The sequence below is a fragment of the Rhodococcus sp. 05-2255-1e genome, assembly GCF_002259025.1.
Lineage (GTDB): Bacteria > Actinomycetota > Actinomycetes > Mycobacteriales > Mycobacteriaceae > Rhodococcoides > Rhodococcoides fascians.
Genome location: NZ_NOZE01000010.1, coordinates 435966 through 450668 on the forward strand (window position 1 = coordinate 435966; position 14703 = coordinate 450668).

The 14703-nt window shown below is 62.1% G+C and carries 13 protein-coding genes; 8 read left to right on the forward strand and 5 right to left on the reverse strand.

Translation table 11 applies throughout. The annotated features are described in order from the left end of the window. The first annotated feature begins 43 nt into the window (after window positions 1-43). The 7 genes from CH262_RS09885 (at window position 44) to CH262_RS09915 (ending at window position 7180) form a co-directional block, all read left to right on the forward strand. Window positions 44-865 (forward strand): alpha/beta fold hydrolase, encoded by an 822-nt coding sequence (locus CH262_RS09885; RefSeq protein ID WP_094717501.1) that lies wholly within the window; start codon window positions 44-46, stop codon window positions 863-865. Window positions 866-905: 40 nt separating this feature from the next. Beyond that, complete coding sequence (locus CH262_RS09890; RefSeq protein ID WP_094717502.1) at window positions 906-1739, forward strand: NmrA family NAD(P)-binding protein; 834 nt, start codon at window positions 906-908, stop codon at window positions 1737-1739. Continuing rightward, window positions 1736-3355: an MFS transporter gene (locus CH262_RS09895; RefSeq protein WP_306436777.1), complete on the forward strand. Its 1620-nt coding sequence runs from the start codon at window positions 1736-1738 to the stop codon at window positions 3353-3355. Before CH262_RS09890 ends, CH262_RS09895 begins: the two co-directional genes overlap by 4 nt. After that, the gene (locus tag CH262_RS09900; protein ID WP_048320311.1) at window positions 3355-3735 is read left to right on the forward strand and encodes a VOC family protein; all 381 of its coding nucleotides are present in this window, start codon (window positions 3355-3357) and stop codon (window positions 3733-3735) included. Before CH262_RS09895 ends, CH262_RS09900 begins: the two co-directional genes overlap by 1 nt. Before the next feature lie 47 nt (window positions 3736-3782). Next, window positions 3783-4601 carry an Fpg/Nei family DNA glycosylase gene (locus CH262_RS09905; protein WP_027497198.1) on the forward strand — a complete coding sequence of 273 codons (819 nt, stop codon included), beginning with the start codon at window positions 3783-3785 and terminating at the stop codon, window positions 4599-4601. A 153-nt stretch (window positions 4602-4754) separates the two neighbouring features. After that, on the forward strand, window positions 4755-6608 hold the full coding sequence (locus tag CH262_RS09910; protein ID WP_094717504.1) for a DEAD/DEAH box helicase: 1854 nt from the start codon (window positions 4755-4757) through the stop codon (window positions 6606-6608). Next, window positions 6608-7180: a hypothetical protein gene (locus CH262_RS09915; protein ID WP_143547090.1), complete on the forward strand. Its 573-nt coding sequence runs from the start codon at window positions 6608-6610 to the stop codon at window positions 7178-7180. The genes CH262_RS09910 and CH262_RS09915 overlap by 1 nt, the downstream gene beginning before the upstream one ends. Window positions 7181-7196: 16 nt before the next feature. On the opposite strand, the gene CH262_RS09920 is transcribed toward CH262_RS09915, so the two are convergent. Continuing rightward, window positions 7197-7661, reverse strand: coding sequence for an SRPBCC family protein (locus CH262_RS09920; RefSeq protein ID WP_094717506.1), 465 nt, complete (start codon window positions 7659-7661; stop codon window positions 7197-7199). 914 nt (window positions 7662-8575) lie between these two features. Beyond that, window positions 8576-10564, reverse strand: coding sequence for a TerD family protein (locus CH262_RS09935; protein WP_094717507.1), 1989 nt, complete (start codon window positions 10562-10564; stop codon window positions 8576-8578). Between the two features lie 363 nt (window positions 10565-10927). Here CH262_RS09935 and CH262_RS09940 point away from each other — a divergent pair, with 363 nt between their 5' ends. Beyond that, a complete protein-coding gene (locus CH262_RS09940) occupies window positions 10928-11707 on the forward strand; it encodes an SMP-30/gluconolactonase/LRE family protein (protein ID WP_256988749.1) in 780 nt (259 codons plus the stop codon). A gap of 361 nt (window positions 11708-12068) precedes the next feature. Here the strand turns inward: CH262_RS09940 and CH262_RS09945 are convergent, their stop codons facing one another. The 3 genes from CH262_RS09945 to CH262_RS09955 are packed head-to-tail and all read right to left on the reverse strand — an operon-like array spanning window position 12069 to window position 14503. Then, window positions 12069-12875 carry an amino acid ABC transporter ATP-binding protein gene (locus CH262_RS09945; RefSeq protein WP_306436778.1) on the reverse strand — a complete coding sequence of 269 codons (807 nt, stop codon included), beginning with the start codon at window positions 12873-12875 and terminating at the stop codon, window positions 12069-12071. Beyond that, window positions 12872-13612: an amino acid ABC transporter permease gene (locus CH262_RS09950; protein WP_032366140.1), complete on the reverse strand. Its 741-nt coding sequence runs from the start codon at window positions 13610-13612 to the stop codon at window positions 12872-12874. The genes CH262_RS09945 and CH262_RS09950 overlap by 4 nt, the downstream gene beginning before the upstream one ends. Window positions 13613-13642: 30 nt before the next feature. Continuing rightward, window positions 13643-14503: an ABC transporter substrate-binding protein gene (locus tag CH262_RS09955; protein ID WP_094717509.1), complete on the reverse strand. Its 861-nt coding sequence runs from the start codon at window positions 14501-14503 to the stop codon at window positions 13643-13645. Window positions 14504-14703 lie beyond the last annotated feature (200 nt).

Here is a 14703-nt window from a genome sequence, read left to right on the forward strand (position 1 = left end):
GAATGTTGTCGGTACCCAATCGAACCGAACCAGGGAGCAGGCCATGCCGTACATCACCACCACCGACGGAACCGAGATCTACTACACCGAGCAGGGCACCGGAAAGCCAGTTCTGCTCAGTCACGGCTGGCCACTGTCCTCGGATGCCTGGCAGCTCGAACTGAAGGTTCTCGCAGACGCCGGCTACCGCGCCATCGCACACGATCGCCGCGGCCACGGCCGGTCCTCGCAGACTGCCGTCGGCCACGACATGGACACCTACGCCAAGGATCTGGCCGAACTGGTCGAGGCCCTCGACTTGCAGGAACTCACCCTCATCGGACACTCGACCGGTGGCGGCGAGGTCGTGCGGTACGCCGCGCAGCACGGTGGCAGCCGCGTCGCTCGGGTGATCACTGCCGGTGCCGTTCCCCCGGTCATGCTGAAGTCCGAGGCCAACCCCGAGGGCACGCCGATCGAAGCACTCGACGACATCCGCAACGGCGTTCTCTACGATCGATCGCAGTTCTACAAGGACTTGTCCGAGCCGTTCTTCGGTGCCAACCGTGAGGGCTCCGCCATCTCCCAGGGCGCCAAGGACGACTTCTGGCGACAGGGGATGCTGGTCAATCTGACTGCTGCATACGACTGCGTGAAGGCGTTCTCCGAGACCGACTTCACCGAGGATCTCAAAGCGCTGACCGTCCCGATCTTCATCGCCCACGGTGACGACGACCAGATCGTGCCGATCGCCGCGGCGGCACTGAAAACCGCAGAACTCGTCCAGCACGGCACCCTCAAGGTCTACCCCGGTGCACCGCACGGAATCTACGGCGACTACCAGAAGGCTTTGGACGCAGACATTCTCGCCTTCATCGCCCAGTAGCAGCCCCGCTCTCGCCCTCCGGAACAAAGGTGACAACACGATGATCAGACCGTACGCAGTCGTCGGAGCAACCGGAGGGCAGGGCGGCGCGGTGGTGGATGCCCTGCTGGCGCAGGGGCTACCGGTGCGCGCAGTGGTGCGGCGTCATTCGGCCCGCGCGGATCGGCTACGTGAGCGAGGTGCCGAGATCGTCGTCGCGGACATCACCGATCGGGAATCGTCCGCGGCTGCATTGAGAGACAGTGCCGGTGCGTTCGTGATGACGACGCCGTTCGAGGACGGTCCCGCGGCCGAATTGGCTCAGGGCGCAGCCCTCGTCGATGCGGCGATCGCCGCGGAGGTTCCGCACGTGGTGTTCTCCTCGGTTGCGAGCGCTGACCGCCGCACCGGCATACCGCATTTCGAGACGAAGGCCGAAACCGAGGCACTTCTGCGTCGAGCTGGGCTGTCGTACACGATCGTCGGCCCCACCTACTTCTACGACAACCTTCTCGGCGGACTGGACGACGTCAGGGCCGGCCGCCTCGATCTGCCCTTGCCGCTCCACACTCCACTGCAGCAGCTGTCGCGGCGGGATCTGGGGCGGTTCGTCACCCTCGTGTTGACCGAACCCGCGCACTTTCGCGAGATGCGAATCGATCTCGCGTCGGACGATCCGACGTTGGAGACCATGGCGAACACTCTCGGCGACGTTCTCGGAACCTCGGTGCAGCCGTCTTCGAGCCGGGCACGGGACATAGGTTCCGAGGACATGAGAGCGATGTTCCAATTCTTGACCGACATCGGATACGACGCGGACATCGACGGCTTGCGCACCCGTTATCCCGAGGTCGAATGGCAGACATTCGCGCAATGGTCGGCGGGACTGGCGTGAGCACCACCGACACCACGCCGGCAGCACCGTCCGCGTGGTCACCGCTCCGGAATACCGTCTACCGCAGCCTCTTCATCGCACAACTGGTCTCGAACATCGGCGGCTGGATGCAGACCGTCGGTGCGCAGTGGTTCCTCGTCGAACGTGAGGCGTCGACCACCATCATCGCCGCCGTGCAGACAGCAAGTCTGTTACCCACCCTGTTGCTGGCCCTGCTGGCAGGCGCGCTCGCCGACGCGCTCGATCGCCGCGTTCTGCTCATCGCGGTCGGTGCCGGTTCGATGCTGACCGGAATTGTGTTGACCGCACTGGCATGGACCGCCACCTTGTCTCCGTGGGGATTGCTCGCCTGCACATTCGTATTGGGTTGCTGGACATCACTGTCCGCTCCCGCCTGGCAGGCCATTCAGCCCGAGCTGGTGAGCCGTGAAGAAATCCCGGCCGCCTCGGCGCTGGGCAGCGTGACCGTCAACGGGGCGCGGGCCGTCGGACCGGCGCTTGCCGGTGTACTGGTGGCATTGGCCGGGCCGACCTTCGTGTTCGCCATCAACGCCGCCTCCTTTCTCGCAACGTTGAGCGTGCTGATCGCATGGAAGCGCCCGAAACATCCACAAACGGATCGAGAAGGCCTTGCCGAGTCGATCCTGTCCGGGGTCCGCTACATCCGATCCGGCCCGATCGTTCGACGAATCATTCTGCGCTCGGCGTTGTTCGCCTTCCCCGCCTCTGCATTGTGGGCGCTACTGCCATCGGCTTCGTCGTCGGTACTGAAACTGGACTCGGTGGGATACGGCGTGTTGTTGGGCGTACTCGGGGTCGGAGCCGTGATCGGCGTTGCCGCGACGCCGATGCTCCGAAAGCGTTGCAGCGCAAACACCTTGCTCGTCGGCTCTGCTGTCGGGTACGGCGTGGGAATGGCAGCGCTCGCGTGGCTTCCGCTGTGGGCGGTGGTCCCGGCGCTGTTGTTGTCCGGCATTGCCTGGATCACGACGTTGACCGCACTGAATGCGTCTATCCAGCTTTCGCTCGCCACCTGGGTTCGAGCGCGCGGGATGTCGGTCTACCTCCTGGTCTTCATGGGTTCTCAGGCCATCGGCTCGCTCGTGTGGGGATGGTTGGCGTCGAAGATCGGCATCGTCGACGCACTCGCGGTCGCGGTAGCCGCCTTGGCATTCGTCGCTGCGAGTGTCGCAGTCCTCCCCCTGCGACCCGAGACCGGCGTGCTTGACCGTGCGGTGTCCATGGCGTGGCCGACCCCGACCGTGATGTTCGAACCCGATCCGGACGACGGGCCGGTGCGGATCACCGTTACGTACCGTGTGGTCGACGACGCTCTGGAGCAATTTCTGACGTCGATGGCTCCGGTCGGGATCGCGCGGAAGCGAACGGGGGCGTACGCCTGGAACCTGTACCGGAGTCTGGACGTCGAGGACACCGTGGTCGAGCAGTTCACTGTGCCGTCGTGGAGCCAGTATCGACGTCAGCGAGAAGAAAGGTGGACCGGCTCCGACCACGACGTGGTGCAGAAAGCCCTGACCCACACCGTCGACGGCACTACCCGAACCGAAACCCACGACATCGCGCTGTCTGCGCGAACGAACCCGAACGGAAAATGATGGACAACGCACTCTCGGGCGTGGGGAACGTCTTCTATTTCGCAGACGACCTCGCCGCCGCCGTCGACTGGTACCGAACGCTGCTGGGCACCGACCCCGTCGACGTACACGAGCAACTCGCCGCGTTCGACGTCTCCGGTACGCGACTCACCGTCCACGTCACCGATTCGTACAACCGCCCCGCGGGGACCGCAGGGTCGGTCTCGTACTGGAACGTCGACGACGTGGACGCAGTAGTTGCCGGCTGCGTCGATCGCGGAGGCGTCGTGCATCGAGGGCCGAAATCGGTGTTCACCGGTGAACGTCTGTGCCAAGTTCTCGATCCGTTCGGCAACCTCATCGGCTTCAGACAGTTCGCCACCGGTAGGAAGCGCGCCTGACGACACAGGCTCGCGCATAGAGCCGGCGAATTGGGTACACCCGCTCCATGCCCGAACTCCCCGAAGTCGAAAACGCTCGACAGGTCGTCGAGAAAGCCCTCGGACGCGTCATCGTCGATATCGATGACACCGACTCGTTCGAGTGCCGTCCACACATGCCGGGCGATATCGCTCACGCCCTGAAGGGCGGCAAGCTCACCGAGGCATGTCGACGTGGCAAGGCGATGTGGTGCGAAACCGTCACCGCCGACGGGTCCAGCGGTCCGACGCTGGGAATCCATCTCGGAATGGGCGGCCGCGTCATTGTCACCGCTCCCGACGGCGATCGCACGTCGCAGTACGGAGGCGGCGATCCGCACGTGGGCGAGCGCGACACCGACAAGCCCGAGTGGACGCGCTTTGCCATGACGTTCGAAGACGGGGGTCAGCTCCGGCTCTTCGACAAGCGCCGGCTCGGCCGAGTGCGCCTCGAACCCGATATCGATGCGTTGGGGCCCGATGCTGCGGAGATCACGCGCGACGACTTCCGGCACCGAATCGGTTCCAGCGGAGCACCTCTGAAAGCACGTTTGCTGGACCAAGCAGCAATCGCAGGCGTCGGCAATCTGTTGGCCGACGAGGTGCTGTGGCAGAGCGAGCAATCTCCGTCCAGACGGGCAAAGACTCTCACCACCGAGGAACTCGACGAGCTCCGCGTTGTTCTGCGTCGCGCCATCAGGTCGGCGATCAAGAAGGGTGGCGTGCACACCGGTGAGATCATCCCGTTCCGCAAGGCGGACGCGGCGTGCCCACGCTGCGGTGCTCCGATGACTCGCGGAACGGTGGGCGGCCGCACCACGTGGTGGTGTTCGCGCGAGCAATCCTGATCGGTTCCGCGTCGCTGCGTGCTGCTCGATAGCGCTGTAGGACAGCATTTTTCGGAATTGTCAAGCACTGTTGAATGCGGCGAAATCCCGTTCGGGCACGTACCGTGTGGGCAGCTTCGGGTCGACCGAAGCGTTCACTCGGCTGGAGGTTGCATGCTTTCGACGACCGATACGGGCCTCGCTCCGCAGGTCACCTACCTGCCCCGTCGGCACTGTTTCGCTGTCTGGCAACCTGATTCCACAAGGACGGCTACCACAGCGACGACGCCGATCGACCTTGCGCTACCCGATACGGGCGGCACCGTGACCGTTCGGACCGTCGAAGCGCAGCTCGTCGAGCCGCGTCGCGTCGACCTCGAATCGGCACTGGCAAGGTCGGCAGACCTCCCGGAAAGCGCGTCGGCCCGGGGGTGGCTGGCGGTTCTGCACCATCTGGAGCAGCGGCCCCACTGCGCCGAGATTCCTGCATCGCTGCTGGAATCACTCCCCCCGGCGGCGTACGCGGTACCCAACACGGGTGGATCCAGCGTGTCGACCGCGCACGGTGCCGTCGACGCCCTACGCACCAGCCTGCTCATGCAGGACAGTCTCGGCAACAGTGCGTCCACCTTCACCCCGCGGCCGTATCAGGTGCACGGTGCATCCTGGATTCCGACCGTCGGAGAAGCCGGGGGTGGAGGAATTCTCGCCGACGAGATGGGGTTGGGCAAGACTCTGCAGGCCATTTCCCACATGATTGTGGGAGCCTCGCGCGGTGAAGGCAATTTTCTGGTGGTGTGCCCGACATCCCTGATCAGTAATTGGCGACGCGAGATCGAGAAGTTCTCCGCCGGCGACCTGACGGTCAATGTCTACCGAGGACCGAACCGCTCGCTCGGTGGATGTGGCGAGGTCGGCTGCGTGACCGTGACCGGATATCCGACATTGCGCTCCGACACCGACCGTCTGGCCGAGATCAGTTGGAACACGGTCTTCTTCGACGAAGCGCACGTCATGAAGAACTCGCGCACGCAGGTTTCCCGTGCTGCGCGACGACTGAGCTCGACAACTCGCATCGCACTGACCGGCACCCCGGTCGAGAACCGCATGGACGAGCTCTGGGCCCTGATCGACCTGACCAACCCGGGTCTGCTCGGGACCAGAGCACGCTTCACTCGGCGATTTTCCGCACCCATCGAGAACGCGGGTTCGGCGGCTGCGCTTGCGCACTTGTCCCATTCCATAGCTCCGGTCGTCCTCCGACGGACGAAAGACGAAGTGGCGACCGACCTTCCACCCAAACAGCAGATAGACGTACTGTGCCCGATCACGAACGAGCAAGCGATGCTGTACAACTCGACGGTCGAGGCTGCCTTCGACACCGGTTTCGGTTCTACACAACGCCGAGGGACTGCGGTGCTCGCGTTGCTGACCTCTCTGAAACTGATCTGCAACCACCCGGGTCTCGTGAACGGCAACATGTCTTCGTCGCCCGACCGTTCCGGGAAACTCGACAGGCTCACCGACATCATCGAGGAGCTCGGCGAATCGTCGCAGACCGCATTGGTTTTCACCCAGTACCGCAAGACCGGCGAGTTTCTCGCCGACCATCTCGCGCGTGTCACTGGAGCCGCCATACCGTTCTTCCACGGCGGACTCGACGTGGACCAGCGCGAGAGAATGGTGGACGAGTTTCAGGGCGGTAGCTGTCCCGTGATGGTGCTGAGCCTCAAAGCGGCCGGCTATGGGTTGAACCTCACCCGTGCCAGCACCGTCATCCATTACGACCGGTGGTGGAATCCGGCGGTGGAATCGCAGGCAACCGACCGGGTACATCGAATCGGACAGACCTCGCCTGTGACAGTCATGGCACTCACCACCGAAGGAACACTGGAGGAGTACATCGCGTCGCTGCACGCCCGGAAGAAAGCAATTGCAGGGTTGACCGAGGGGAACAACGAGACAGCGCTTGCCGCACTGGATGATTCGACACTCAGACAGACGTTGTCGCTCTCGGTGGCACGGTGATGGCATCCACTCCCCAGCCCCCGCCGTTCGGTGCGACTCCATGGGGCAAGGAATGGTTGCGTCGAGTCGAGCCGATCACCGCTACCCGACCCAATCCCATGCTTCCTCGAGCGCGGAGCCTGGCTCGTAGCAAGTCGGTCATCGTGGATACCAACACGATCGGTTCTATTCGCTGCGTAGTCTCGGCAGGAAAGACAATCGAGACCGCGACATTTGCGGTGCCGCGCTATTCGGCGGCTCACAAGAGGACGGCTCTGCGCATCGTCACCAGTCATCCGACTCACGGCAGAGGCAGCGGAGATCTGCCCGACGCGCTTCACGCGGAGCTGGTATCGCGGGGTCTGGCACCGGTTCCCACGGACGTCGACACGGCATGCACCTGTTCCAGCAGAACTGATCCTTGCGTGCACGTCACCGCAGCAACGTACGCGATCAGTCTGATCGTGGACCAGTCACCCACGACGGCGTTGGCTATACGTGGCCTGGACCTCGCCGAAGCCGCTGCGTCGACGGACTTTCCAGCTCGATGGATGCCCATCGAGAGCGTCGACGCAGCGGCGTTCTACGGTTGAACGTATGCCCGAAAGATCAGGACGTTGCCTCGACAGCGAGGCGTGCAAGTGTGTCGTTCAGCTGATCCTCGGCGACCAGGGGAAACCCGATCTGCTGGAGAAGCTTCTTGTCCGTGACCTTCGACCAGTCGTAGGTGTGCCGCACCAATGTCTCGTTGGGTCCCTGAGACTCCAGCTCCCACAACCACTCCCACCCGGGAGGCTCGTTGCCGGCCGGCGCGGTCTTCCATGCCAGTAGCTTGTCCTTGGCGTACCCGGTAACGACATTGTCGGTCTGGTATTCCCCACCCATGTGATCGCCCTGCATGTTCATCGTGAACTTCTCGCCGACCTTTTGAATTCGGTCTGCGTGGTCCACGCCGCGTACGAATCCCGAGCCGTCGAGTGCCTGATGCCGCTCGGGGTTGGACAGGACGTCGAAAATTGCGTCCACGGGCGCTTCGATGGTGCGTTCCACTGTCAGCTTTGCGTTCTCTGTCATATCTGCACGATGCCCAATACGCCGGATCCTCAATCATGGATACAGCCGAAAACAGGTGGACCGCGAAGGCTGCCTGGTGAGATGCTCGGCCGACACCGGGATTGCGGCACCCAGCGCAGCGGGACGGAGGTATGAGGAGAATGTCCACCGATCTTGCTCCTTCCACTGCCACCTGGGTTCTCGAACACCTCGAACCCGGCGAACGTGTGACGGCCGTGGACTCGATGACCGGAGGCATCCTCGCCGTCGATGGTCCGACCTTGATGAGTGGTCCAGAGCGGTTCGTCCAACCATCGACTGCGCCTCGGTTTGAAGTCGGGCCGGGTCAAGGACGCAACGCCTACTTGCGTGCTCCGAAGAGCTGCACCATTGACCGATCGCTGTTCGAACGTTTGGCTGCTGTGCCCTGCGGACACTCTTAGCGAATTCTTGGAGACAGCACAACACATTCGAGAACGAATCCACGATAGTTTTCTACGTGCGAACACTCTTCACGACATCTGTCGTCACTTCGATGTGCGCGACACTCATCTGGGTCTACGTTGCACCGCAACTGATGACAACGGGAGTCGTCGAGACCGGCCCACTTTTCGAGACCATGGTTCTTCTGCCGACACTCGTCGGTCTACCGATGTCATTGATCGGCATGGTGACCGGACTGTCGACCCTGTGTCGGCGATCGAGACTCGCCGCGTTCGTGTTGATGACCATCGGACACATTCTCACCATTGCGATCGCTGTCGCAATCGTCGTGTGGGCAGTCGGATTCGGTTCCACCGGTTGGGAGTTGATCACGCTTCCCATGTCGTTGGCGTGCGGGCAAATCCTGGCGTCGGCGGGGATAGTCGCCGCTGTCGTTCAACGCCCGCCGTCTGGCCCTTGCGTAGCGCCCCGGGTCCAGTCAAGCAGCAGAGTCATTCATGAGATGTGTGAGTGGTCGCTTCCGGTGCAGAAGGCGTCCACGGCTTCAGCGGCTGCACGACATCCCGGTAGAACGCGTCGAGACCGTCGGTCACGCTACCGATGAAGCTGGCCGCCGACCCTGAGCGCTTGCTGCCCATCTTCGTCGGGGACGTCAGCGTGAAATACTGCAGCTCGCTGGTCCGGCCTGATGTGAGTGATTTCGTGTCTGCTCGTACAGTTGCCAGGTTCTCGCACGATACTTCGCTCGCGTCTGCGAACACGGCTTCGACCAGGATGTCTGCGGGAGCGTTCTTCAGTTGTCTCAGTAGCCATGATGCTCGTCTGAGCGCGGTCCCGTCGGTCGGCGCGTCGATAGCGGTACTGCACTGAATCTTGTTGGTACGCATATCGGCTTCGACGGTGACGTCTCCGGCAGCGTCGGGGATGCGCAGAGTGGCAGTAAGGCATCCGGAGGCCACGAGCTGGTCGACGATGTACTCGTTGCGTGCCTGAGGATCTCCGTTGAACTTCCTCGGAAGGTGATGCTTGACTGTGACGCCGAGATCGGCCGTCATCCTCAACGCCAGGTGCCTCGACAGCGACGCCCACGTGTTCGCAACCGACAGAGCTTTGACATCACTGGAGCGAAGGGTTCCCGCGGTGACGGAATCCCGGACCGCCACCCAGTGGCGACCCATGTCGACGAACTCCGTCGCACCGGATTTCGGGTGCGTCAGGTAGCGCACGAGCTCACTGAGGATCCACACCTGTAACGAGTCGGCGAGGTCCCCGTGCGACAGCAACATTCGGGCTTCGTGAATTACCTCGGACCACGAGATGTGTCGCAGGGAAACCTTGTTGAGCTTGGTCTTGTTGACCTGCACCGGAAGCTCGCCTGCAGAGGCCGGGATGTCATTGGACAGGCTGAGAACCGTTTCGTATCTGTGCCGTTTGGCGACATCGAGGTAGTTCTCGAGCTGCTCCTTCTGCAGCTTGCCTGTGCCTGTCTTCACTTCGAGCAATGCCGTCCATACCTGCCCCGCACGCGACACCCGGAAAACCCCGTCCGGAATGACCTTGCCTTCGCCTTTCACGAATTGCACCTCGAGGTAACCCTCGAATGGACCTGACGGTGCGCCAGCGTGCGCGCAGATCGCTCGGGCGAAGGGACGAACCGCTTGCATCGTTGCGATCAGTGCCGACGTGGCCCTCTTCTCCTGCTCTTCACCGGACCCGACGCCGGAAATGGAGAACAGCCGAGCCGTCTGCCAGCCCTCTCCCCCAGCAAGCGTGAATTGCGGCGGACTGGCCTTCCTCACGGACGGCTTCTTCGTTCGCACGCCGCGCTTGGTGGGTTCGACGTCGACAAGCGACACATCGACGAGCTCACCGTTCTGGTCCGTAGCCTGTACGTGCGAATCCGCGACCTCGACGACGACCACATCGTCGGCACCGCCTTCCGGTTCGCCGTCGTCGACGTCCACGCCGAAATCCGTTGCGAGCCCTGCGAGCCCGGATTCCCAACCCTGCCCGACCGCGCGCAGTTTCCAGACACCGGCTCTTCGATACACCTCCCCGAACACCAGCGCACGTTCGGCGGTGGCGTCGGAGGTGAGGAACTCCCCCAGCACCGATCCGGTTTGATCCCGTACCTGGAACGACAACTTTCCGAAGTCGCCCAACGGAGCATCGTCGGAGCTACCCGCTATGACTACTTTCTCGATATCTGCTGGGAGAGAGTCGAGATGGATCGATAGACGTTCCTGTTTGCCTTCGTCGGTGCTACTGCTGCCGAGATATCGCACTGATGCGTCGGCGGACTCCGATTGGTTGTAGAACACGAAGTCCGAGTCCGACCTAACGTGTCCGGTCGATGTCACCAACAGTGCGGATGCATCGAGGTCGCGCTCCGGGTCGACCCACGACACGATGACATCCAGCTGTGTCGCGTCGTCCGGTAAGGGAATATTCTGGCCCTTGACGAGAATGGGTGAACTCACGCTGACACGCTCCTGTCGGCAAACGGACTTGCGTTGCTCACCATATTCACAACGCACCGGTGTCAGTCGCCCTCGCTCGACATTCATTCGTTCGACCTACGGCTGGGCCGATTCGGTCCGTGAGATCAGCGATCCATACACCTTGCTGTGGTCTGACTGCCTGTCCCTCGAATGGTCAGCTTTTCCGACCGCACGGTCTCCATTATCGTTCGCACCATGTCTCTGGCCTCGAACAGACTTCGTTCACATCTACTCGTCGGTGCAGTGGTTACGCTTGCCGCTCTCACGTCTGCACCTGCTCACGCCGGAACACCTGAGCCGGGCCCGCCGCCCATGACCTGTGCAGGCTGGTCGGTCGATACCGTGACGAGCGGACTCGACGAACCGGAGAATCTCGAACCCGACGGAGCCGGCGGGTTCTACATATCCGGAGCCTCCAGTATCGTGTACGTGGATGCAGGCGGCCATGTCGATCCAGTACTCGACAACCTCGCGGCTCCGCGAGGGATGCAGTTGCACGACGGCATCCTCTACTTTGTCGCCGGTCCAGGTCTTTCGCAATTCGACACCCGTACCGGCAAGGTCAGCGCGGTGACCGACATGGCGGCTCACGGACTTCTACGGCTGCCGAACGGAGACTTCCTCACCACCGACGTGGGCACGGACATCGGCTCGCCTTCCCGAGGTCTGACCCGTTACGACCCGACCGCCGACGACGTCGAACAGAACTGGTCGCCCGTTCCTCGATCAGAAGGGTTGGCGCTCAGCCCGGACCACAGCCGGGTGTACACCGATGATCTGTTCACGGGCCAGGTCATCGAAGTACCCCTCGAAGCACCCGACGACTGGTCTGTGGTGGCCACAGTGCCGGGATTCTTTCCGGGACTCGACGACCTGACCATGTCCGACGCCGGCACGCTGTACGCCGCCGCACACGTAGAAGGTTCCGTGTACAGCATCGACCCCAGGACAGGGACAACATGCGTTATCGCAGCAGGTATTTCGCCAGGATGGACGGGACCGAGTTCGGTACGCATCGGACCGTCAGCCAACGGTTGGTCACTGTATGCAACCGTGTTCGACGGCACACTCCGACGCCTCACTCCCCCGCCCGGCGTGGATCTTGCACCGGTGAGATCCTGACCCGGTAGCCCTGCACAACCTGAATGCCGGTGCGATTCGGGATATCGACTCAGCCTGGACAGCCACGTGTTCGTCTCGGCTATCTGTCGTTGCCGAAGAACCACCAGGTGAGAACTATTGCTATGACCGCCGCGATGGCAAACATGACGGCGTTGAGCCAATGCGGGTTGCCAGTGTCGAGATCTGCCAGTGCCATGAATGTTCGCCCATCCGTCCGTCCTGTTGGACAAAACCGACTTCGATGGTTGAGCCTATACACAATGCAGCGAGATCACTCCTCCTCGCTCGATATCTATTCGTTCGACCTAACCCCCTCTCAGAAGAACGTGCGCTCCTGAGCTGGGACCATCAGTCGGTCGAATCAGAGTATGCGACTCAGAAATTGTTGTGTACGAGCATTTTTGGGTTTGTCGAAGAACTCACCAGGAGGTGCCTCTTCGACGATCTTTCCGTCGCTCATGAAGACGACCCTGTCTGCGGCCGCTTTCGCGAAGCCCATTTCGTGGCTCACCACCACCATCGTCATTCCCTCGTCGCGCAGTCGGAGCATGACGTCGAGAACCTCGTTGACCATCTCGGGATCGAGTGCCGACGTGGGCTCGTCGAACAGCATCACTTCGGGCTTCATCGCCAGTGCACGGGCGATCGCAACGCGCTGTTGCTGGCCACCGGACAGTTGTGACGGGTAGTTCTCCCCTTTGTCCGCCAGGCCGACGAGATCGAGTAACTCCTGAGCTTGCCTGCGCGCCTTGTCCTTCTGAGTGCCCAGGACATGGCGTGGACCCGATGCAACGTTGTCGAGCGCGGTCATCATGGGGAACAGATTGAAGCTTTGAAACACCATTCCGGTGTGATGCCGCTGCTTTGCGATCTGCGCCTCCGACAGCGGCATTCGCTTGGCCCCCTCCGAGAAGCCCATCATCTCGCCACAGACTCGGACGGTCCCGGATTCGATCGTCTCGAGACAGTTGAGCGTGCGCAGCAAGGTGCTCTTCCCACTTCCTGACGGCCCGAGAAGCAGAACCACTTCCCCTTTGTCCACCGTGAAATCGATGTCGTCGAGGACGACGAGATCGTTGTAGGCCTTTGTCATATTCCTGACCTCGACCATCGTGGTCGCCTTCGTGGCCTTCGTGGCCTTCGTGGTCGCAGACGTCGCACTCGTCATCGGTTCACAGCCTCGGCTTTCATTGCGCTGTCGTCGAGTTTCGGACTCGACGGTCCGCCCTTACGGCGGTAATTGCGGTCGTATCCACGCCCTACTCGTACTTCGATCATCTTCTGAATCAACCCCCACAGAGTCGTCAGCACCAAGAAGTACAACGCCGCCGCGCAGAGCCCCTCCAGCACACGGAAATTCACCTGCACCAAGAACTGGGTCCGTCGCAGCAATTCCTGTACGGAGATGACCGACACCAGAGTTGTGGTCTTGAGCAATCCGTTGAAGCTGTTGCCGAGTGGAGGAATCATCACCCGCAGAGCCTGCGGAAGAACCACCACGCGGAAGACCTTCGTGGGCGACATGCCGAGTGCTCGTGCCGCTTCGGTCTGTCCGGTTGGAACCGAGAGCAATCCGGAACGGACTATTTCCGAAAGGTATGCAGCTTCGTTGAGGACCAGACCCACGAGTGCCGCCTCGATCACGCCCAGCTTGATGCCGACCTGAGGCAGCCCGGTGTAGATGATCACCAGCTGCACCAGTAGTGGGGTGCCGCGCATCAGCCACACGTAGAACCCGGCGACTATCCGCAGGGGTACGAGCTTGGATGATCGCGCGGAGGCCACCACCACTGCGAGAGCGAGTCCGAGGATCATGCTGACTACGGTGAGCCAGATCGTGACCCACGCGCCTTCGAGCAGCTGGGCGCTCGTCAGGATGGAAAAGAATGCGTCCCAGGACCACATGTGGGTGCCTTTCGACTTGCGTTGGTCGGATCAGCTGTCGAGAGGACCGGTGCTCACGGCAATATCGCCGTCGTATCCGGTGACGTCGTACTGCTCGAACAGATCGGGAAGATATCCATCGCTCCTCATCTCCGACAGCACACGCGCCACCTCAGCGGAGGATTTACTGCCCTTGGCGAATCCCATTGCCAGGGGTGCCTCGTTGATCCCACCGACGGCTGTCTCGAAGCGTCCGTCTTCCTGGTAGAACGACGTGACCGACTCCACGATGGAGGTGCCGTCGAGCTGGCCCGCCGAAAGTGCCTGATAGGCATCGGCATTGGTCTTGAACGTCTGCACCGTCAACGCGGGCTTACCCTCGATCGCGAACTGCTCGGCCAACGCGGTCAACGTGTCGAATTCGTATCCGGGCGCTTCGACGCCGATGGTCTTGCCCGCCAGATCGTCCACACTGGAGATCGATTCGGGATTGCCCGACGGCACCGAGATCGATACTGCCTGCACCTCGTACGGAACAAGATCGATGGTTTCGGCGCGTGCGGGCGTGTAGAACATGCCGGTGTCGATCATGTCCCATCGACCGGCCTGCACACCGGGAATCTGCGCCTCGAACTCGATGTTGACGAACTTCGGCGTCAGGCACAGGCGCTTGGCGATCTCCTTGCCGAGGTCGACGCGCATGCCGATCACGTCCCCGTTCGGATCGACGTACTGCATGGGCGGAAGCGTTGCATTGGTGGCCATCGTCAGAGTGCCTTCTTCGGCGAGGTCCGAAGCACCGAGCGTGGGTGTGCAGTCCGTCGGCGCGGCTGCGGAATCGTCCGAGGAACTACAGGCAGTGAGGCCGGCCACCACGACAGCGATAGCGGCGAGTCCTGTTAACTTGCGCATTGAGCGAGCCTTTCGATATCGACTGCAGCACTACACGTTCGAGGACGGGGCGGCAGCGACAATGACGGAGTGATTCGAGCAGAGTCGATCCTTTGGGATCGATTGCATCAAGCGTCGCAGACGAATTCGGAGGCGTCAACGTGGTTAACATTGCCGACACGCGGTACATCAACTGTTAACCGTTCACCTGTGATCGCGGT